The following is a 19705-nucleotide window of genomic DNA, read 5'->3' as shown; positions in this document are numbered from 1 at the left end:
TTGTGATTAGTGTGCAGCAGGTACTGACTTTTCAAGGTTTTTGCCTTCGCTTTTTCCCTCTGCAGTGACCTCTGTTTTTTTCTCACCACTTCGTAATGGAATCTCTTTAAGGAACAAGACAAGCAATGCTGCAATGACTAACAGTGCGGTGCCGCTTAAGAATACAACCGTCAGGGAATCGCTTAGTGCATTTCGCAGCATCTCAATCAATTGATTGAAGAGCGGTTGGATTTGCTCTGGCAGCGTTGCGTGCAGTTCCTTCAGCTTAGGCTGATCCAGCAGCATTTGCGGATTCATAAATGCGGAAAGCTGTTTAGCGGATTCAGGGTCAAGTTTGGTTAAATCCGGACCCTTGCCAGAGGACACCGCTGCCTCTAGTTTATTCGTTAATGTAGTATTCATGATGGTACCCATAATAGCAATACCAATGGTTCCGCCTAAATTACGGAACAAAGTATTTGTAGCAGTAGCAACCCCTAGCATGGAAGGCGCTACGGCATTTTGTACGGTTAAGGTAAATACAGGCATCGATAGTCCTAAGCCAATACCGAAGACAATCATGCTGACTACGGCCATCGCAATGTTGCTCATAAAGGCCATTAAGATCATGGCTGCAACCATAAATGGCATACCAATCAGGGCATAACGCTTGTATTTACCTGATTTGGAGATCCATCTGCCCACGAGCGTACTAAGTACAATCATTGCCAGTGACATCGGCATATTAATGAATCCCGAGTTGGTTGGGGAGACGCCTTCTACACCTTGGACAAAAAATGGCAGATAGATCATTGCGCCCATCATACCGGCATTCATCAGGAAGCCGACAACCATGGAGATGGTTACGATGGAATTCTTAAATAAGGATAATGGCAATACTGGACTTTTAGCTTTTCGTTCAATCAGAATTAAAATAATAACTCCGAGAATAGATGCCCCGAACAAGCTGAGTATCTCTGGGGAACCCCATTCATATTTTGTACCCGCCCATGAAAAGCCGAGCAAGAGTGCAACAATGGTAAGGGAAAGGAAAATGGAGCCTAAGTAGTCAATGGATTCTGAAGTGGAGCGTGTAGTTTTAGGAAACATTTTCCAAATCATAAAGAAAGCCACGATACCGAAAGGCAAGAAGATCCAGAAGATCCATTTCCAAGCCATGTGATCCACCATGAAGCCGCCAAGGGTAGGACCAATTACACTAGAGAATCCAAATATGGCCATCATAATTCCAGTCCATTTGGCTCTCTCTCTTGGAGCGAACAAATCACCTACAGCGGTTACGGTAGCGGACATTAGAATCCCGCCGCCAAGACCTTGAATCCCGCGATAAGTGATCATTTGAAAAATATTGGTCGACAATCCGGACAGGAAAGCGCCTATAATAAAAATAACGATCCCTGCTAGCAGGAATGGCTTTCTCCCGTAAATATCAGATAGTTTTCCGACAAGTACGGTAGCGATTGTGGAGGTGAGCATATAGATGGTAATTACCCAAGTATAATGTTCAATGCCTCCTAACATCGCAATAATTCGGGGCATTGCAGTACCTACAATGGTCTGGTTGATTGCTGCGAAAAACATAGCCGCCATTAAAGCAATCATAATTGTAACTTTTTTCTTTTGCGTAAGATGCTCCAGAGCTGTTCCTCTCCTTTAACTTCTATATATTGTAGTTTGGGAATTCATGTCTTATTAATTAGGTAGCCAAACTATCATTTATGTATAATACACAAATTCATCATTTAGCACAACTGTTTAATTATTTAATTTTTATGGAAACAGAATGTGAATTGGACTTGATTTTTTGGAAATAGGTAAGTAATCTAATTAGATTGAGTTAAATTGGAGGTGCCCTATGGATACTCAAAATAGTCAAGAGCAAAAGCTAATTATAGCCTTTGAAAATATTAAGCGTTTGACCTCTCGTCCGTCCTCGAAGGAAGCGATTTCGTATAGAGAATTTATGATGATGTATGTCATAAACAATTTAATGAAGCGAAAGAAGCTTTCAGACGAAGTCGAAGAGCAGCAGGGAGTCATGATTTCTAGATTAAGCGACTTGCTCCAAATTAGCAGACCTACTGCGACACAAATGGTTAACAGTTTGGAGGAGAAGGGTTATGTGGTGCGAACAACGTCCGATACCGATCGGCGGGTTGTATATATTGGTCTGACGAATGAAGGGGAGCAGATTTATGATTCCCAGATGGCTACTTTTTCAGGTATTTTAAGTGAAGTTACGGAAAAGGTGGGTAAGAAAGAGATCGACCAGTTGATTTTTCTGTGCGATCGTTTTCAAGAAGCAGTGCATGAAGTCAGAAGCCGCCAGTTTTTTAATCCATCCGATGAAGATCCACTCGTTTTGGATTCCGTATAGCGACCATTTCAAAAAAAGATATTTCGGTGCCTTTGCCCGGAACGTCTTTTTTTAATTATAAGAAAGTATAAGTTTCACGATATATTTTATCCTTATAATTCTCGCATAAACGCTCACCGTCCTTTAAAGGACGCCGAAGGCGTTTTAGCTTGCAGCATCCAGAGCCAGGAGGAATTACTATCAGAATATTAGCGATTAGCGACATTCACGGAAGCTATTCCGAATTCAACGCATTATTAAAAAAAATAAACTATCGGCCATCCGAGGACAAGCTCATCCTGATGGGGGATTATGTGGACAGAGGTCTCAATAGTAAAGGAATTGTGGATCAAGTTATGGCCCTAAAGCGGGAATGGGGCGTCACAGTTCTAAAAGGTAATCATGATAAAATGGCCTATGACGCGCTAACCAGCGAGGATGATAAACTGGATACACATTGGCTTAACAACGGCGGTTTGTATACATTGATGAGCTATTGTGAGGCGGATTCTGACTTTTTTAAAGCAGATTTTGGCTGGCGTGATTATATGTTGCTGAAAGAAGAGATTAGACAGAAATACAAACATCATTTGGACTTTCTAAGTTCATTACCCCTCTATTATGAGACAGACGAGCATATCTTTGTTCATGCAGGCATTAATCCATTACTTGAGGATTGGAAGCAGCAGGAGCCGTATGATTTTATTTGGATCAGAGAACCATTTTATACGAAACCTGTAGTTAACACTAACAAAACGGTAGTTTTTGGACATACGTCAACGACGGAACTGCATGATTCGGAAGACATCTGGTTTAGTCCGCTGGGCGATAAGATTGGTGTGGATGGTGGATGTGCCTATGGCCAACGTCTGAACTGCTTGGAGATTTCTGGAGGGGAATACATTACACATTTTGTTCAAAATGGGGAGAAGCCTTGAGCGGTCTCTCTTTTTTAATGGATTTCTTCTTATATAAGTCATGAAAAGAACTTAAGAAATTGTAGAATAGCACTGTATTAAACGCCGACTATGTATAAAATAAAGAGAATAGGGGGTGTAATAGATGAATGCAAACAACAAATATCATATCCTCATGCAAGGGATGATCAGCAACAATGTGAGCGAAACGTGTAAGGAGTTTGGTATATCCCGGACGATCTATTATCAGTGGTGTAAAGCTTACCAAGAGCAGGGGATGGATGGACTGGCAGAGAAGGAACGAAGGCCGGTAATGCCTAATAAAGTGGATAAGCGAACGGAAAGATTTATCTTACAATACGTTGCCAAATTTCCTGAAGATGGACCCAAGCGAATCTTTTACGAACTGCAGGATGAGGGTGTGAACATAGGGGAGTCAGGTATTTATAATGTGCTGCGTCGAAATAGGCTTAGTAAGAGAATAGAACGTGAGGCTTACGCCAAAGAAATCAAAGCAAAGAAGAGGGACGGCGCGCAAGCGGCTAACAGCAGAGGATGTAAAGAGAAACCAAAACCTCTGGACTATAAGATGAAAAATCCGGAAAATGCTCATCCCGGGTATATGTGCCAACAGAGCATTAGCTATATGGGAGTGTTCCCAAGGGTAGGAAAGGTGTATCAATACGTGGTCTACGATGCCTATTCCAGATTAGGCTTAGTTAAGCTTTATAATCGGAAGTCTTCCATTCAATTTATCGATTTTATGCATCTGAAGGTCATCCCATTAATGAAGACATTAGAATTCCAAATCGACAATTTGGTTACGAACAAAAGTCGTGAGTTTACTACAAACTGGGATAGAGGCAAACATAAATACAGCGATTTTTTACATAAGAACAACATAAATCAAGTAGCCATAGCTGCAGATCAGACCGAAGTATTTCAGCCATTACAGCAATTTGTAGCGGTGTTGTCGAAAGAATTTTACCAGCAGGCTTGGTTGGATGTTTCGATAGGTTCCTTTGAGACTTTGGAAAAGCGCTTACACGAATACTTGAGAATCTATAATTTTAGCAGGGTAATCACAGACGGACCTAATCGGGGGAAAATACCATCAGATGTCGCACTTGAGTATTCGGGTCAGCGTGAGACCTTGCCATTATGGTTATTTACAAGGAGATAACGGATGATGACTAATGTGAAGTATGAAGACAGAATAGGGATCATCGGTGCAGGGATTTCTGGGGTTACAGCTGCCTACCAGCTAGCGAAAAAAGGATATACCCATATTACTCTCCTTGAGAAGTCAGACCGGGTAGGTGGCAAGTGTCATTCGATTGAATACAAGGGGAAAACCTATGAAATGGGAACCCTAATCGGCTTGCCAACTTATAAACATACGATAGAGCTTATGAGAGAGTTCGACCTTATGGATAAGGGACCGCTTTTGGAACGGGGATTTTTTGATACAAACGGGCGCAAGACTTCACAGATTCCCATGGATCAGATTCAGGTGTTTACACAAGAATTTAAACGGTTGCCTGATATTTTGAAGCGTTATGAGTCCCTGCTAGAACCGGGTTTTCTCCACTTACCAGCAGATTTATGCCAGCCTTTTTCAGAATGGTGTACGGAGAATGATCTTTCTGTGATTGGGCAGGTGTATATGCATTACTTCAATACTTTTGGTTTTGGGAGTATTCAGGATGTGCCGGCCGCTTATGTATTGAAATTTCTTACTTATGATAATCTATTATCCTTTATTGAGATTACTCACATGATAACCTGGCCTAAGGGAGTCACAGAACTCATTAGAAGAATGGCTGACCAAGTAGAGGATCTGCGTCTGACTTGTGAAGTGCTACAGATGGAGCAAGAGGCAAACGGCCAAGTTCGGGTGGAAACAAATCAGGATATCTTTTATTTTGACAAGGTTATTTATACAGCTTCTTTAGAGCATCTAGGCGATATGGTGCACTTGTCTTCTGAAGATAGAACATTATTTGAGAGCATCACCTATGAACAGTTTAGAGTATACGCCTACAGAGTAAAGGGGTTACCGGAGCTTTCTGGATATATCCCTTGTAATATGAATCCTGAACGCAAGGGACATATGATGGCATGGTATTACAGGTGGGCAGATATGGGCACAACGGATTTAGTTACGGTTTACGTAGCGGAGAATGATGAAATGACAGATGTGGAGATGCGGGAAAAGGTAGAAAATAAACTTCACGAGCTGGGCGGCGAGAATATCCGTCTGTATATGATGAAGCGCTGGAGGCAATTCCCCCATGTAGATTCTAATGCGATCCGTGACGGCTTTTATGAACGGCTTGATCAGATGCAGGGCAGATATGAAATCTATTATGCTGGAGAAATTATGAATTTTCCTACACTGGAGAACTGTATCGTATATTCGAAATATTTGGTTGACAGATTCTTTTAAAAATGTGTGAGAGTAAGCCTTGTCCACAAAGAAATTTGTCGGCAAGGTTTTTTGTATTGCATAAAGTTTATATTTTGGGCCTCCCACAAAGTACCTGAGTAAGCATTAAAGTAAAACTCCACTTTGTGGGGGATATTTTACGTTCGAGTTAGGTTTACAGTCTGTAGTTCTGTAGACATAGTTTCTAATAGATTCCCTTACTTGGGGTAGGACCTTGGATGAATTCCAGTCCTATTGATGTGTAAACTCAACTCGAAATGAGACTATGAAAACCTTGATAAATCAACGTTTTGAGCGGTTTGATCGTTCGAAGGAGGATGGGATATATTGGTCTCAAGACATCACTTACATACAAAAAACACGAATGCTTACGAAGCTAGTTTTGCACGAAGACAATCAGTGATGCTTATGCTCATAAAACTTTTAGGAGGAATACATTATGTTTTTATTCGAATCGATTCCCTGGTACTCTGCTCTAATGTGGTTGGTAGTACTTGCAGGATTAATGTTTTTCAACGAAATAGCTCGAAGAAGCAAGTGGTTCTCAATCATTTTGTTTGTCGTTGTCCCTATTGTGCTTACCATAGCGGTCTGGCCAAATACGGCAGGCGAAGGCTCCAGTACTGGAACATGGTTTCACTGGGTAAAAGTATATTCTGCCTTGGCAGGATGTATAGGGTTTATGGCTATCCGTTATGTTAAAGGATGGGACAAAAATAAATATATATTAATGTTCCCGGCGATTATCCTTGCAGTTAACATTCTTGAAGCCGTTATCCGTGATTTCCAAGTGTACAGCTTGCAAGGTATGGTGGATGGCGTAATGATGGTAGGCGGTCCTTGGAACATTATGAACGGGATCGCAGGTATTCTGAACATTATTACGATTTCTGGTTGGATGGGTATTGTTATTAGTAAAGATAAGAGTAAGGATATGTTGTGGCCGGACCAGCTTTGGTTCTGGATCATTGCTTATGACATTTGGAACTTTGCCTATGTATATAACGCAGTTTCTGATCATTCCTTTTATGCAGGTGCAGCGCTTCTGATCTCTTGTACCATTCCAGCATTCTTCTTCAAAAAGGGAGCATGGCTACAGCACCGTGCACAGACTTTGGCGATTTGGATGATGTTTACAATGTCGTTCCCGGCGTTTGTTGGCGATTCAAAGTTCTCCGTACAATCTTCTCACAGCGAAACGGCGCTTTGGGTTGTGAGTGCATTGTCTTTAGCTGCTAATATTGCAGTGTTTGGCTATCACTTCTATAAGATTATCAAACATAAACGCAATCCGCTTAAAGTGGAAGTGTATACAGATTTAGCGGCTTATAAGACGATTGCGGAGAGTGCGAAATAATAGAAGAATTAATAGCTTCTTTAAGAATCCGCGCCTAGCGCGGGTTTTTTTATGGAATAGAATTTATAAAATTTCGAGATTTCGGAGAAATGTGAAACGAATTTATGGGATGGGCCTATATTCAACTGGTGGCGATGGGGAGCCCTGTTTTTAATTAAGCACACGCCTCTTTGGGATGTATAACGGGCCGAGCGCACCTTATATCCTTCGAAATGCATGTTTTAGTCGAGCTTACGGACAAATGTATGCGAAAAACCAAATACAATGTGCCGATGGTAACGTAAGCGAGCCAAATGTATGCGAAAAACCGAATACAATGTGGCACAAGTAACGTAAACGAGCCGAATGTATGCGAAAAACCGAATACAATGTGGCACAAGTAACGTAAACGAGCCGAATGTATGTGAAAAACCGAATACAATGTGCCGACGGTAACGTAAACGAGCCAAATGTATGCGAAAAACCGAATACAATGTGCCGACGGTAACGTAAACGAGCCAAATGTATGCGAAAAACTAAATACCAACCAAATACAATGTGCCGCTAGTAACGTAAACGAGCCGAATGTATGTGGAAAACCGAATACAATGTGCCGATGGTAACGTAAGCGAGCCAAATGTATGCGAAAAACCGAATACAATGTGCCGACGGTAACGTAAACGAGCCAATTGTATGCGAAAAACCGAATACAATGTGCCGACGGTAACGTAAGCGAGCCAAATGTATGCGAAAAACCGAATACAATGTGCCGACGGTAACGTAAGCGAGCCAAATGTATGCTAAAAACCGAATACAATGTGCCGACGGTAACGTAAGCGAGCCGAATGTATGCGGAAAACTAAATACAATGTGCCGACGGTAACGTAACGAGCCAAATGTATGCGAAAAACCGAATACAATGTGCCGACGGTAACGAAACGAGCCGAATGTATGCGAAAAACCAAATACAATGTGCCGACGGTAACGTAACGAGCCAAATGTATGCGAAAAACCGAATACAATGTGCCGACGGTAACGTAAACGAGCCAAATGTATGCGAAAAACCGAATACAATGTGCCGACGGTAACGTAAACGAGGGAAATGTATGCGGAAAACCGAATACAATGTGCCGCAAGTAACGTAAACGAGCCGAATGTATGTGAAAAACCGAATACAATGTGCCGACGGTAACGTAAACGAGCCAAATGTATGCGAAAAACCGAATACAATGTGCCGACGGTAACGAAACGAGCCGAATGTATGCGAAAAACCAAATACAATGTGCTAATGGTAACGTAAACGAGCCATCGCCGTTATCCGCCCCAAGTCACCCGGGAATGGGCTTGTTATTAGGGAATAAGTGCAATACGGTCCGTCTCTCGGAACCTTACTACGAAGTTCTTGCTTATAAGAAGCTTTCGAGTCACAAGTAAGAATATTCCTACACATTCGCATTTGCAGTTTTTAGATGTAGTGAAGAGGATATCTGAACAAAATGCTGTATTATTGCAGGGGCTTTAAGTGATATTAAGATATAATTTAGATGAAATATCAGACAATAGGTGCGACATCGTTCGAAGCCTTCTCAATCGAAGTTCCAACCTTGAAGGAGAGAGTCTGAACGAATGATTCTATGGTCTGAAGCTATATAATTCTGATGAAGTTTATGTTCTCCAAATATGTGAAGGACAGTTGCTGTTTTTTGACTCCCGCTTAAAGACTTAAAAGTGTATCTATAGTAAACTGAATGTAAAGTGCCCACGGTATAATGGGTATAATTTGTTGAAAAGCTCTTCGGATGAAGAGTTTTTTCCATTTTACAGAAAAGAATGTGATATGTTATGCAGCTTCGCGCGAGTCTTCAGAAGAAAAGATTGCTGGAGAAATATCTTTCTGGGGAGGGGATGGATTATCGGCAAATTATAGCTTTATTTATTCCAATTCTGATTGACCAGGCCTTCATTATTGGACTTAATCTGGTAAATACCGCAATGATCAGCTCGTCCGGGATGGCGGCGGTCAGTGCAGTGAATATGGTGGATTCGCTGAATATTTTTCTGATCAATGTGTTCGTGGCGGTTGCAACCGGGGGGACAGTGGTAGTCGCGCAGTATAAAGGGAGCGGAAATGACCGGATGGTGTCCCAGGCTACGGCGGCTTCGGTCGCCTCGGTGTCGCTGATCGCTTTGGGAATTGGTCTGCTGCTGATGGGCTTACATACTCCTATATTGAACCTTTTATTCGGAACCGCCTCACCCGAAGTGCTGGACAATGCCCGCATCTACCTGATCGGCAGCAGCATCTCATATCTGGGCATCGCGGTGGTTCAGGCGGTATGCGGGGCTCTGCGAGGAGTGGGCAAGACTCGGGCTTCTTTGATGCTGTCGCTCATCATGAACCTGCTGTATGTTATCCTGAACGTGGTCTTCATTAACCTGTTGCACATGGGTGTGCTGGGGATGACGCTTGCGATTAATATCGCGCGGTATGCAGGTATGGTTTGTGCCTTGGTGTATCTGTTCAAAGTGGATACGGCCCTGCGGGTGCGTTTTCGTGACCTATTCAGAATCCCTCTGACCATGCTGCGGAGAATCATGTTTATCGGCGTGCCGTTCGCGGCGGAGCAGATGTTCTTCAACGGGGGTAAACTGCTCACCCAGGTGTTTATTGTCAGCCTAGGCACTTATGCCATTGCGACCAATGCGATTGCCGGCTCGCTGGCTCTGGTGTTTCAAATTCCAGCCAGCGCGCTGTCGCTAACTATTGTAACGGTGGTCGGCCAATGTATCGGGCGAGGGAATGTCTCTGAAGCCAGAAAGTTCATCAAGTCCTTTCTCTGGATCGGGTCCGGCTCTTTGGCGTTGATCGCCTTGATTCTGATGCCGCTATTCCACCCGCTGGTATCGATCTTTTCCCCACCTTCCGAGATCATTGATGATCTGTTTGTGGTGCTGCTGGTGAATTCCATTGCCCAAGTTCCGCTGTGGGCCGTCAGCTTTATTTTGCCGTCCGCGCTTCGGGCAGCTGGAGATTCCCGCTTCACCTCAATTACCTCGATGCTGACAATGTGGCTGTTTCGGGTGATTTTTGGGTACATCCTTGGGATCCAGCTGGGCTACGGCGTCATGGGTGTCTGGCTGGCAATGAACTGCGAGTGGGCCGTTCGGGGGGGCATTTTTCTGTGGCGCTTCAAGGGCAAAAAGTGGTTTGCGCATAAGCTGATTTAGAATTGTTGATAAGGATACGTACTGCCAACGCCTGTTGCCAGAAACGTAGCTATTAAAAACGTGAAAATACAGCACAGGGCAGCGATTCTCATATTTACTTGAGAATCGCTGTCCTACGTTTTGGTTATCGACTGCTTGCATTAGCTGATTATGATTAGGACTGGGTCAGTCACCACTCTAGAAAATTCTCCGACTCCATCTATTCAGCTTGGCACTGCCCCTCTGATTTCTGCGCTCGGAATTCCTTTCTTTTGTAACAAATTAAAAGACAAGTCAGTAACAACACACAGATTAAAGTTGCTGTATAAGTGAAACTACTATCCCAAAACATAATCTGAACATTCATTAAGGCATGGACGCCTATCACGAAAAATAGATTCTTGGTTATGACATAGAGTAATGAGAATATGACCCCTAGAATTAATAGTGCGATAAAATCATAAACAAAATCCTTTCTGACTAATCCTGAATAGATCCGATTTGGGATATGTATAGCGACATAGATAGATTGTGAGATAAGCATTGCTTATCCAATTCGTGAAGTATTGTTATCGCCTTTTTTATAAGAGATAGCATTTCCGAAAATCTGTCCCAGGAATTCACCAAAAACGACGTTTGAATTCGTAAAGATATCATTATTGAATGTTAAACTTGAGTGAGTCAGTAATGTCATACCTAAATCAACAATGTTTATAGCGAGCCAAAATAATAAACTACCGAAAAGTGCTGCTAATAAAAATGAGACTGACCATAAAGCGTATTGATGTAGGCTTAACTTTATCCATCGATAGCTCCTCAGTTACTTTATTGCGCAGCATGATTTGTAATCCTCCATAGGTTTTACCCGAGAATTGAGTATTATAGAGCACTATTTATAATACATAATTTCCTAAGTAATATCTGAGATTTACTATGTTCTTTAAGTGCTTGAGTTCACCATTACAAAAATCATATATTCTCACGTATCCTTAACTCCTCCCCAGATTGACAGATGAAGGGGCACTGGCTATACTTGAAATGTTAAAATGCAAATCGGATAAAACGTTGATGAAAATGAAGTACACCGGAGGATGGCTTGATCAGAGAACAGGTTCCTTTACGAAAGCGTTTCGTAATGGCTGGGAGAACCTTGAAGACAGGCCGGTGGAAAGCTAATTTCGGAGTGTGAGATCACAAGCTCACCGGGGGCACCCGTTATCAGCCGCGACAAGGCGATCGCCCTTTAACTTTCCCGTAAATTGGGTCAAGGCGATAACCAGGGTGGTACCGCGATATTAATCGTCCCTGAATTATTCAGGGGCGTTTTTTTGTTTTTATTTTTTTAGAAAATTTGTAAAATCTGGCGCATGCGCCGAATTAAAAAGATGAGACGGGAGCTGTAAACAATGAAAGCAAGTGAAATTCGTTCCAAATGGCTTAAGTTTTTTGAAAGTAAAGGTCACAAAATTGAACCTAGTGCATCTCTCGTACCGCATAACGATCCTTCGCTGTTGTGGATCAACGCAGGTATGGCGCCGCTGAAAGCATACTTCGATGGCCGTGAGATTCCTGAGAATCCGCGCCTGACGAACTCGCAGAAATGTATTCGTACCAATGATATCGAGAATGTAGGGAAGACACGCCGTCACCATACGTTCTTCGAAATGTTAGGTAACTTCTCTATCGGCGATTATTTTAAAGAAGAGGCGATCACATGGGCTTGGGAATTCTTGACCGGCAAGGAGTGGATCGGCTTCGATCCAGAACGTATCTCCGTAACTGTGTATGCTGAGGATGAGGAAGCTTTCAAGCTGTGGAATGAAAAAGTAGGCTTGCCAGCAGAACGCATCATTAAGCTGGGAGATGAGAACTTCTGGGATATCGGCGAAGGTCCTTGTGGTCCTTGCTCGGAAATCTTTTATGACCGCGGCGAAGCTTACGGCAGCGACATGAGTGATCCAGAAATGTATCCAGGTGGAGAAAACGAACGTTGGCTCGAAGTATGGAACCTTGTGTTCTCACAATTCAACCATAATAAGGATGGCAGCTATACGCCGCTTCCGAACAAGAACATTGATACTGGTGCTGGACTGGAGCGTTTTGCATCCATTCTTCAAGATGTAGATTCCAACTTCGATACCGATTTGTTCCAACCGATTATTCAAAAAACAGCTGAGCTTGCTGGTGTAACTTACAAGGATAATGTTGAACAGGATATCGCGCTTAAAGTTATCGCAGATCATGTGCGTACCGTTACTTTTGCCGTAGGGGATGGAGTACTTCCTTCTAATGAAGGTCGTGGTTATATTATCCGCCGTTTGCTGCGCCGTGCTGTTCGCTACGGAAAGACCCTGGGTCTGGATCGTCCGTTCCTGCATGAACTGACAGAAACAGTTGGTGAGATTATGGGTGTGTATTATCCATCCGTTGTCGAGAATCGGGAATATATCGCCAAGATTATCCGTACAGAAGAAGAACGTTTCCATGAGACATTGTCTGATGGATTGGCTATCTTGGGTGAGATCAGTGCTAAAGCAAAAGCAGATGGACTCAGCACAATTCCTGGATCCGATGCATTTAAGCTATATGACACTTACGGATTCCCATTTGACCTGACGGAAGATTTCGCAGCAGAGCAAGGATTAACTGTAGACCGTGAAGGCTTCGATGTCGCTATGCAAGAACAGCGTGATCGTGCAAGAGCTGCACGTCATGACGGTGGCAGCATGAAGATCCAAGGTGGCGCATTAGCGGACCTGACGGTTAAAAGTGAATTTGTTGGATATAATGACTCGGTAACAGAGTCGAAAATCATGGCTATTGTTGTGGGTGATGAATTGGTCGATACCGCTGGTGAAGGCGTAGAGTGCCAAGTAATTCTTGAGGCAACACCGTTCTATGCTGAAAGTGGTGGACAAGTGAGTGACACAGGACTGCTTACTGGCGGTTCAGTTACAGCTAAGGTAAAAGGATTGTTCAAGGCTCCACATGGTCAACATGTACATTTGGTAACTGTGGAAGCTGGAGAATTGAAAGTAGGCGAATCGGTTCGCGCTGAAGTGGATCGTGCACAGCGTGAAGATATCGTGAAGAACCATACAGCTACTCACCTACTGCATAAAGCGCTCAAAGAGGTTCTGGGCGGTCATGTCAACCAAGCAGGATCTTTAGTGGAAGGTGCACGTTTACGGTTTGACTTCTCCCATTTCGGAGCGATTACACCGGAGGAACTAAGCGACATCGAGCATCGCGTGAATGCACAAATCTGGCGTGGTCTTGATGTAGTCATTGAGAACAAGCCAATTGATGAAGCTAAGGCTATGGGAGCCATGGCACTATTTGGTGAAAAATATGGCAATATCGTCCGTGTCGTTCAAGTCGGCGATTACAGCCTTGAGCTTTGTGGTGGATGCCATGTATCCAACACATCTCAAATTGGAATTTTCAAGCTGCTTAGCGAAAGTGGCATTGGTTCCGGAGTGCGCCGTATCGAGGCAGTAACTGGACGTTTCGCTTACCAGTTTACTGAGAGCCAACTGGATCTGCTCAAGCAATCTGCGGGTCTGCTGAAGTCTTCTCTGAACGACGTTCCAAAACGGATTGAAGCATTGCATAACCAAGTGCGTGAGCTTTCGCGTGAGAATGAATCCTTGCAATCTAAGCTTAGCGCAACCTTTGCCGCTGAACTAACAAGCAGTGTGAAGACGGTTGGTGCAGGTACACAGCTTCTTGCTGTTGCTGTTCAAGCAGGAAATATGGACGCTCTGCGTTCTACTGCAGATGAATTGAAATCCAAGCTCCCGGATGCTGTGCTTGTTCTGGGTGCAGCCATGGACGACAAGGTGAACTTTGTTGTTGCTGTACCACAGGATCTGGTGAAGAAGGGCTTCCACGCTGGTAAGATTGTTAAAGAAGTCGCAGCAGTATGCGGTGGCGGCGGTGGAGGACGTCCAGATATGGCACAAGCTGGTGGTAAAGATGCCTCCAAGCTTGGCGTGGCACTGGCTAAAGCAGAAGAATTAGTGGCTTCCCTAGCATAAATAAAAATTACGAAACTATTTCTTAATTTAAACGTATTACGAAAAAACATAGCGGTACTGAGAGTTTGACATCAGTACCGCTACTCTTTATTAACAGGTGGTTAGATTTTCATGAATAGTTGTGCTTGACAATAGCTTAAAAGCCAAAAATATCATTATTTTTGTAGAGGAAATGCCAAAAAAATCGTGATTCCACGCGCAGGATTTCCTCGTTGGGCTATGAATATGTTATGATAAAGGAAGCAAGTGAGCTGCACAGTAGCAACTTTGCGAAGCCGCCCTTTTAGGGTGATTTTGCAGAAGGAAGGTGTCACAAATGGACTCCATGGACAAAACGGTCAAATTCAATGTGAAGGGCGACGAAAAGGAAGCTTCTCCCCAGGAAATATTGCTCGCTGTATACGATGCACTGGTGGAGAAAGAGTATCATCCGATCAATCAGATCGTAGGGTATCTACTTTCCGGAGACCCAGCTTACATTCCGCGTCATAACAATGCGAGAAGTTTGGTCCGGAGAAAAGAACGTGATGAGCTGATTGAAGAGCTGGTTAGATTCTACCTCGTCAATCACAAGGTGGATAATCCCAGATGATGAAGAAGTTAGGACTGGATTACGGCGACCGTAGAATCGGTGTAGCCACAAGCGATGTTTTTGGATGGACGGCACAAGCTCTTGAAACGATTGAGCGCCGCGGTACTGGTAATGAGTTCGAACGTATTCGTGAACTTATTACGGAGCACGAAATTGGAGAGATTGTCGTTGGTCTACCGAAGAATATGAACGGCTCAGTAGGACCCCGGGGCGAAATCTGCATAGAGTTCGCTGACAAGCTACGGGAGCAATTTGCAATGCCCGTACACCTTTGGGATGAGCGTCTGACGACGGTATCCGCAGAGCGGGTGCTGATTGAAGGGGACGTCAGCCGGAAGAAACGCAAAGGGATTGTGGACAAAATGGCTGCAGCCCTGATTTTGCAAAATTTTTTGGATGCTAACAGTAAAAGGTGAGGGGTGCGAGGATATGACAAACGAACAGATTGGCCAAGAGGAAGAACCGGAAATTATCTATATTCCTGATGAGGAAGGTAATGAAGAGGAATTCGAGGTCATTATGAAGTTTGAGGTTGATGGCTCGGACGCTAAGTACATGATGGTGGTTCCGCTTGATTCCGAGGACGAGGAAACCGATGAGGTTTATGCGTTCCGTTATGTGGAAGAAGGCGATGATCTTCAATTGTTTATGATCGATAATGACGAGGAGTGGGCGATTGTCGAAGAGACTTTCAACACACTGGTTGACGAGTTGGACGGAGGATCAGAGAATGACTGATGTATCCGCTGATCAAGCGGTTTGGACCTCGCGGCTTAAGGAAGCCTATGGAGAAACAGTAGAACTGGAAGATGAGCAGGGCAAGTCTTCCATTTACGATATTATCGCCGAATTTGAAGTCGGTGGTATTGGCTATGCGGTGCTGAAAGGCGCTGGTAAAGATGTGGAATATGAAATTCTGCGTATCGTTGTCTCTCCTAACGGACTTCCGGAACTAGAGAACATCGTGGACGATGAAGAGTGGGAAGACATCTCTGAGCTATATGATGAGATGACGTTTCCAGTGGACGATGCAGAATAAACTTTAAACATGTACGTTACATTTATGATGAGTACGGAAGAGGGCGGAGAATTCCGCGCTCTTTTTGCTTGGAATACGATCAATATAATTAAAACAACAATCATGATCATGAAATATGTATTGAATTTTAAGTAGTACACTTTTATACTTTATAGTCGGAAAGTGAGGAACCTGACTTGAAATCCGCAATCCGTACGGTGCTTATCGTTATTCTTTTGCTGGTAGCAGCAGGAGGCGGAGGCGCTTGGTACATTTGGAACGGGATGCAGCCGGTAGAACCTGCAGGTCCTGCCGTAACATTTACGATAGAAAAGGGCATGGGCAGCGCGGAAATTGCTGATCTGCTCGAACAAAATGGCATTATTCGGAACAGTCTTTTTTTTAAGGGATATTTGAAATGGACTAAAGAAGGCTCCAGCTTTAAAGCTGGTACTTATGTTGCTAGTCCAGGAGACACCTATGACGAGCTCATCGAGAGGTTAAATGCTGGTGATGTTGTTAAAGAAGAGACCGTGACTTTCACGATTCCGGAAGGATATACTGCTGAGCAGATTGCCAAGAAGCTTGCTGAGGCTTGGAATCAGGATGCTGCTATTTTTCTTGAAATCATGGATACCGGTGCAGGCTTGAAGGGAATTGATGCTCTAGGTATCCCACAGGATAAGAACCTTCGTCATCGTCTTGAAGGATATTTGTTCCCTGAAACATATGAACTGGCCAAGGATAGTACGCCGCAGGAAGTTGTAGAAGCATTATTGGATCAGTTCCAGCAGAAACTGGATACGATCCCGAACTGGAAGCAAAAGCTTGAAGCACGTGGAATGACACTTCATGGGCTGTTGACAGTGGCCTCGTTAGTCGAACGTGAGGTTGTTGTAGATAGTGAACGACCACTAGTTGCTGGCGTGATTTATAACCGCTTAAAGAAAGAGCAGAAGCTTGAGATCGATGCTACGGTTCAATATTTGCTCGACAAACAGAAGGAAAGACTGTTATATAAAGATTTGGAAGTTGACAGTCCTTATAATACGTATAGAAATATTGGGCTTCCTCCGGGACCTATTAGTAATCCGGGGCTGGCCTCCATTCAGGCAGCACTTGAACCTCAGGCATCTGAATATTACTTCTATGTGACTAAGAAAGATGGTACACAGGGCCATTTGTTTGCTAAGACCTACAAGGAACATTTAGCCAATATCGAAAAAAGTAAGCAAGAATCGAAATAAAATATTAAAATGAAGAGTGGTGCGGTTGAAATAACTGTACAAGTAGGAGGTACAACATGATTAACAAACCGGAATTGTTGGCGACAGCAGCATCCTTAGAGGAAGCTGCTGCTTTGCTGGATGCCGGAGCAGATGCATTGCTCATCGGGGATGACCGTTTCGGCATGCGTCTTGCCGGACATTTCTCTTTGGAGGATACAGCTGCTGTTGTAGAAATGGCACATGCGCGTGGCTGCAAAGTATATGCTGGACTAGGTGGACTCATGTCCAACCTTCTTCTGGAAGAGCTTCCTGCCTATGTGAAAGCTATAGGTGAACTTGGTGTTGACGGTGTTGAGTTCGGTGATCCTGCGGTGTTAACCACAGTGAAGAAGGAAGCACCGGGTATGAATCTGCATTGGAATGCGGAAATGACCTCTACCAATTACGCAACCGCGAATTATTGGGGGCGTAAAGGTGCTACTCGCGTAGTTCTTGCGCGTGAGCTGAATATGGATGAAATGACGGAAATGGTTCCGCTTGTAGAGGTAGAGGCACAGGTTCAGGTTCACGGCATGACCAATATATACCATTCCAAGCGTAAGCTTGTAGAAAGCTATATGTCACATCAAGGACGTCCAAGCGAGGGCGGCAGTCTTGGTAAGGAACGTGGTCTATTTTTGATCGAGGCAGAACGAGATGACCAAAAGTTCCCGATCTATGAAGACGAGAACGGTACACATATTATGAGTTCGGAAGATATTTGTATTTTGGAGGATCTTCATATTCTTATGGCTGCAGGCGTGCAGAGTTTTAAGATTGAAGGATTGTTGAAATCAACAGCGTATAATGTGGCGGTTGTTAAGACTTATCGCAAAGCTATTGATCTTTATGCAGCTGATCCAGAAGCTTATTCTTTCCAAGAGGATTGGATGGAAGCTATCAGAACGCTGCAGGATCCAGAACGGGAGCTAAGCTTCGGATTTTTCTATAAAGAGCAAGTATATTAAGTTTAATTTAATGAGAGTTTTTTAGATCCCCGCAAAGACTAGGTGCAGTAATCATGCATAGACATCACTTTGTGGGGCGATGGAGGGGAGAACAGGAATGGGAACCATGACAAAGCCGCAATACAAGGGCAAACGATACCGTCTGGATAAACCGGAGCTCCTAGCTCCGGCCGGTAATTTGGAAAAATTAAAATTCGCAGTACACTATGGTGCGGATGCTGTTTATATCGGAGGGCAGAAATACGGCTTGCGTTCAGGAGCAGACAATTTCAGCTTTGAGGAAATGCGTGAAGGTGTTGAATTCGCCAAGAAATACGGCGCTAAGGTATTTGTTGCAACGAACATCTATGCTCACAATGAAGATGTCGCAGGGATTGAAGAATATCTGCGTAACTTATATGAAGTTGGTATTGCTGCTATTATCGTTGCTGATCCGGTCATTGTAGATACAGCACGCCGTTTAGTACCTGGATTAGAGGTACATTTGAGTACTCAGCAGTCTACACTAAACTGGCAAGCGGTATCCTTCTGGAAAGAAGAGGGTCTGCCACGTGTCGTACTCGGACGTGAGACAAGCCTGGAAGAAATCGCTGAGATTAAGAAGCATGTTGATATTGAAATCGAAAGCTTCATCCATGGAGCGATGTGCTCTTCATACTCAGGAAGATGCGTATTATCCAATCACTTTACAGACCGTGACTCCAATCGGGGAGGCTGCTGCCAGTCTTGCCGCTGGAAATATGATCTGTTCGAGGATGCGCGGCCTGAGGACACTTGGGTGTCTGAAGAAGATCAAGCTGAAGCACAATCTCCGGCACCTATGCTTCCAGGTGTAACTCAGATTCCACTGCATCAGCAAGGAGATAATCCTTTCTCTATGGGATCTAAGGATTTGTGCATGCTGGAAAGTATCCCTGAACTTATTGAAGTAGGTATCGATAGCTTCAAGATCGAGGGACGGATGAAATCGATTCACTATGTAGCCACTGTCGTTAACGCTTATCGTAAAGCTATTGATGCTTACATGGCTGATCCTGAAGGATACGAGTTGAAGCAAGAGTGGTTGGATGAGCTGAACAAAGCGGCGAACCGTCCGCTTAACACAGGATTCTTCTACGATACTCCGGATCATGAAGATCATATCTATGAGCCTGAAGAAAAAGCGGCTCCTTATGATTTTGCCGGACTTGTACTGGAATACGATGCTGAGAGTGGAATGGCGCTAATTCAACAACGTAATCACTTCAAGCCTGGTCAGGAAGTTGAATTCTTCGGACCCAATGATACATTCTTTAAGCAGACTGTAGCGGAATTGTGGGATGAAGCAGGTAACCCGCTTGACGCAGCCCGTCATCCTCTGCAGCGTGTTCGCATGAAGGTAGATCAGCCCGTAGCATACTTTGATATGATGCGTAAGAAAAAATCTTGATAAGATACAGGGATGTTCTTTGCAAAAAGGGCATCCCTGTTTTTCTTTTGACAAAGCTAACAATAAGTTATATATATTAGTAACTAACAAATAAATCCAAGAAGGAGGGTAGAACGAAGGGAGTT

General features: G+C 43.7%; 16 protein-coding genes. 14 read left to right on the top strand and 2 right to left on the bottom strand.

The features are described from left to right. Nucleotides 1–6: 6 nt before the first annotated feature. Nucleotides 7–1638, bottom strand: coding sequence for an MDR family MFS transporter (locus tag M2444_RS15945; protein ID WP_094871632.1), 1632 nt, complete (start codon nucleotides 1636–1638; stop codon nucleotides 7–9). Between the two features lie 217 nt (nucleotides 1639–1855). Between M2444_RS15945 and M2444_RS15940 the strand changes: the two genes are divergently transcribed. The 6 genes from M2444_RS15940 to M2444_RS15915 all read left to right on the top strand — a co-directional run bounded on the left by M2444_RS15940 (nucleotide 1856) and on the right by M2444_RS15915 (nucleotide 10286). Next, on the top strand, nucleotides 1856–2377 hold the full coding sequence (locus tag M2444_RS15940) for a MarR family winged helix-turn-helix transcriptional regulator (protein ID WP_094871634.1): 522 nt from the start codon (nucleotides 1856–1858) through the stop codon (nucleotides 2375–2377). 149 nt (nucleotides 2378–2526) lie between these two features. Beyond that, nucleotides 2527–3294: a metallophosphoesterase family protein gene (locus M2444_RS15935; protein WP_306440465.1), complete on the top strand. Its 768-nt coding sequence runs from the start codon at nucleotides 2527–2529 to the stop codon at nucleotides 3292–3294. A 124-nt stretch (nucleotides 3295–3418) separates the two neighbouring features. Then, complete coding sequence (locus M2444_RS15930) at nucleotides 3419–4456, top strand: helix-turn-helix domain-containing protein (RefSeq protein WP_280787440.1); 1038 nt, start codon at nucleotides 3419–3421, stop codon at nucleotides 4454–4456. Between the two features lie 3 nt (nucleotides 4457–4459). After that, the gene (locus tag M2444_RS15925; RefSeq protein ID WP_280787439.1) at nucleotides 4460–5722 is read left to right on the top strand and encodes an FAD-dependent oxidoreductase; all 1263 of its coding nucleotides are present in this window, start codon (nucleotides 4460–4462) and stop codon (nucleotides 5720–5722) included. Between the two features lie 439 nt (nucleotides 5723–6161). After that, the gene (locus M2444_RS15920) at nucleotides 6162–7079 is read left to right on the top strand and encodes a DUF5692 family protein (RefSeq protein ID WP_094876867.1); all 918 of its coding nucleotides are present in this window, start codon (nucleotides 6162–6164) and stop codon (nucleotides 7077–7079) included. A 1821-nt stretch (nucleotides 7080–8900) separates the two neighbouring features. After that, nucleotides 8901–10286: an MATE family efflux transporter gene (locus tag M2444_RS15915; protein WP_094876576.1), complete on the top strand. Its 1386-nt coding sequence runs from the start codon at nucleotides 8901–8903 to the stop codon at nucleotides 10284–10286. Nucleotides 10287–10485: 199 nt separating this feature from the next. On the opposite strand, the gene M2444_RS33570 is transcribed toward M2444_RS15915, so the two are convergent. Further along, the gene (locus M2444_RS33570; protein ID WP_481857502.1) at nucleotides 10486–10809 is read right to left on the bottom strand and encodes a CPBP family glutamic-type intramembrane protease; all 324 of its coding nucleotides are present in this window, start codon (nucleotides 10807–10809) and stop codon (nucleotides 10486–10488) included. An 862-nt stretch (nucleotides 10810–11671) separates the two neighbouring features. On the opposite strand from M2444_RS33570, the gene alaS reads away from it, so the two are divergent. From alaS to M2444_RS15875, 8 genes are all read left to right on the top strand, one after another. Beyond that, complete coding sequence (alaS, locus tag M2444_RS15910; RefSeq protein ID WP_280787438.1) at nucleotides 11672–14305, top strand: alanine--tRNA ligase; 2634 nt, start codon at nucleotides 11672–11674, stop codon at nucleotides 14303–14305. Between the two features lie 316 nt (nucleotides 14306–14621). Next, nucleotides 14622–14897 (top strand): IreB family regulatory phosphoprotein, encoded by a 276-nt coding sequence (locus tag M2444_RS15905; RefSeq protein WP_042125473.1) that lies wholly within the window; start codon nucleotides 14622–14624, stop codon nucleotides 14895–14897. Further along, nucleotides 14897–15313 (top strand): Holliday junction resolvase RuvX, encoded by a 417-nt coding sequence (gene ruvX, locus M2444_RS15900; protein WP_094870613.1) that lies wholly within the window; start codon nucleotides 14897–14899, stop codon nucleotides 15311–15313. The genes M2444_RS15905 and ruvX overlap by 1 nt, the downstream gene beginning before the upstream one ends. 13 nt (nucleotides 15314–15326) lie before the next feature. After that, a complete protein-coding gene (locus tag M2444_RS15895) occupies nucleotides 15327–15635 on the top strand; it encodes a DUF1292 domain-containing protein (protein WP_038569507.1) in 309 nt (102 codons plus the stop codon). Then, nucleotides 15628–15936 carry a DUF1292 domain-containing protein gene (locus M2444_RS15890; RefSeq protein WP_280787437.1) on the top strand — a complete coding sequence of 103 codons (309 nt, stop codon included), beginning with the start codon at nucleotides 15628–15630 and terminating at the stop codon, nucleotides 15934–15936. The genes M2444_RS15895 and M2444_RS15890 overlap by 8 nt, the downstream gene beginning before the upstream one ends. Nucleotides 15937–16112: 176 nt before the next feature. After that, the gene (mltG, locus tag M2444_RS15885) at nucleotides 16113–17162 is read left to right on the top strand and encodes an endolytic transglycosylase MltG (RefSeq protein ID WP_280787436.1); all 1050 of its coding nucleotides are present in this window, start codon (nucleotides 16113–16115) and stop codon (nucleotides 17160–17162) included. A 56-nt stretch (nucleotides 17163–17218) separates the two neighbouring features. After that, nucleotides 17219–18151 (top strand): peptidase U32 family protein, encoded by a 933-nt coding sequence (locus M2444_RS15880; RefSeq protein ID WP_280787435.1) that lies wholly within the window; start codon nucleotides 17219–17221, stop codon nucleotides 18149–18151. A 97-nt stretch (nucleotides 18152–18248) separates the two neighbouring features. Next, nucleotides 18249–19580: a peptidase U32 family protein gene (locus M2444_RS15875; RefSeq protein ID WP_094870568.1), complete on the top strand. Its 1332-nt coding sequence runs from the start codon at nucleotides 18249–18251 to the stop codon at nucleotides 19578–19580. Nucleotides 19581–19705 lie beyond the last annotated feature (125 nt).

This window comes from Paenibacillus sp. PastF-3 (genome assembly GCF_029893135.1).
Lineage (GTDB): Bacteria > Bacillota > Bacilli > Paenibacillales > Paenibacillaceae > Paenibacillus_AQ > Paenibacillus_AQ nitricinens.
Note: the sequence above shows the minus strand (reverse complement) of the source record. Positions and strands in the feature narration are given on the sequence as shown.

Bases quoted from the DNA above. Each gene is read 5' to 3' on its own strand.
- M2444_RS15940 (WP_094871634.1), top strand. From the start codon at position 1,856: ATGGATACTCAAAATAGTCAAGAGCAAAAGCTAATTATAGCCTTTGAA.
- M2444_RS15930 (WP_280787440.1), top strand. From the start codon at position 3,419: ATGAATGCAAACAACAAATATCATATCCTCATGCAAGGGATGATCAGC.
- M2444_RS15925 (WP_280787439.1), top strand. From the start codon at position 4,460: ATGATGACTAATGTGAAGTATGAAGACAGAATAGGGATCATCGGTGCA.
- M2444_RS15920 (WP_094876867.1), top strand. From the start codon at position 6,162: ATGTTTTTATTCGAATCGATTCCCTGGTACTCTGCTCTAATGTGGTTG.
- M2444_RS15915 (WP_094876576.1), top strand. From the start codon at position 8,901: ATGCAGCTTCGCGCGAGTCTTCAGAAGAAAAGATTGCTGGAGAAATAT.
- M2444_RS33570 (WP_481857502.1), bottom strand. From the start codon at position 10,809: ATGCTTATCTCACAATCTATCTATGTCGCTATACATATCCCAAATCGG.
- alaS (WP_280787438.1), top strand. From the start codon at position 11,672: ATGAAAGCAAGTGAAATTCGTTCCAAATGGCTTAAGTTTTTTGAAAGT.
- M2444_RS15905 (WP_042125473.1), top strand. From the start codon at position 14,622: ATGGACTCCATGGACAAAACGGTCAAATTCAATGTGAAGGGCGACGAA.
- ruvX (WP_094870613.1), top strand. From the start codon at position 14,897: ATGAAGAAGTTAGGACTGGATTACGGCGACCGTAGAATCGGTGTAGCC.
- M2444_RS15895 (WP_038569507.1), top strand. From the start codon at position 15,327: ATGACAAACGAACAGATTGGCCAAGAGGAAGAACCGGAAATTATCTAT.
- M2444_RS15890 (WP_280787437.1), top strand. From the start codon at position 15,628: ATGACTGATGTATCCGCTGATCAAGCGGTTTGGACCTCGCGGCTTAAG.
- M2444_RS15880 (WP_280787435.1), top strand. From the start codon at position 17,219: ATGATTAACAAACCGGAATTGTTGGCGACAGCAGCATCCTTAGAGGAA.
- M2444_RS15875 (WP_094870568.1), top strand. From the start codon at position 18,249: ATGGGAACCATGACAAAGCCGCAATACAAGGGCAAACGATACCGTCTG.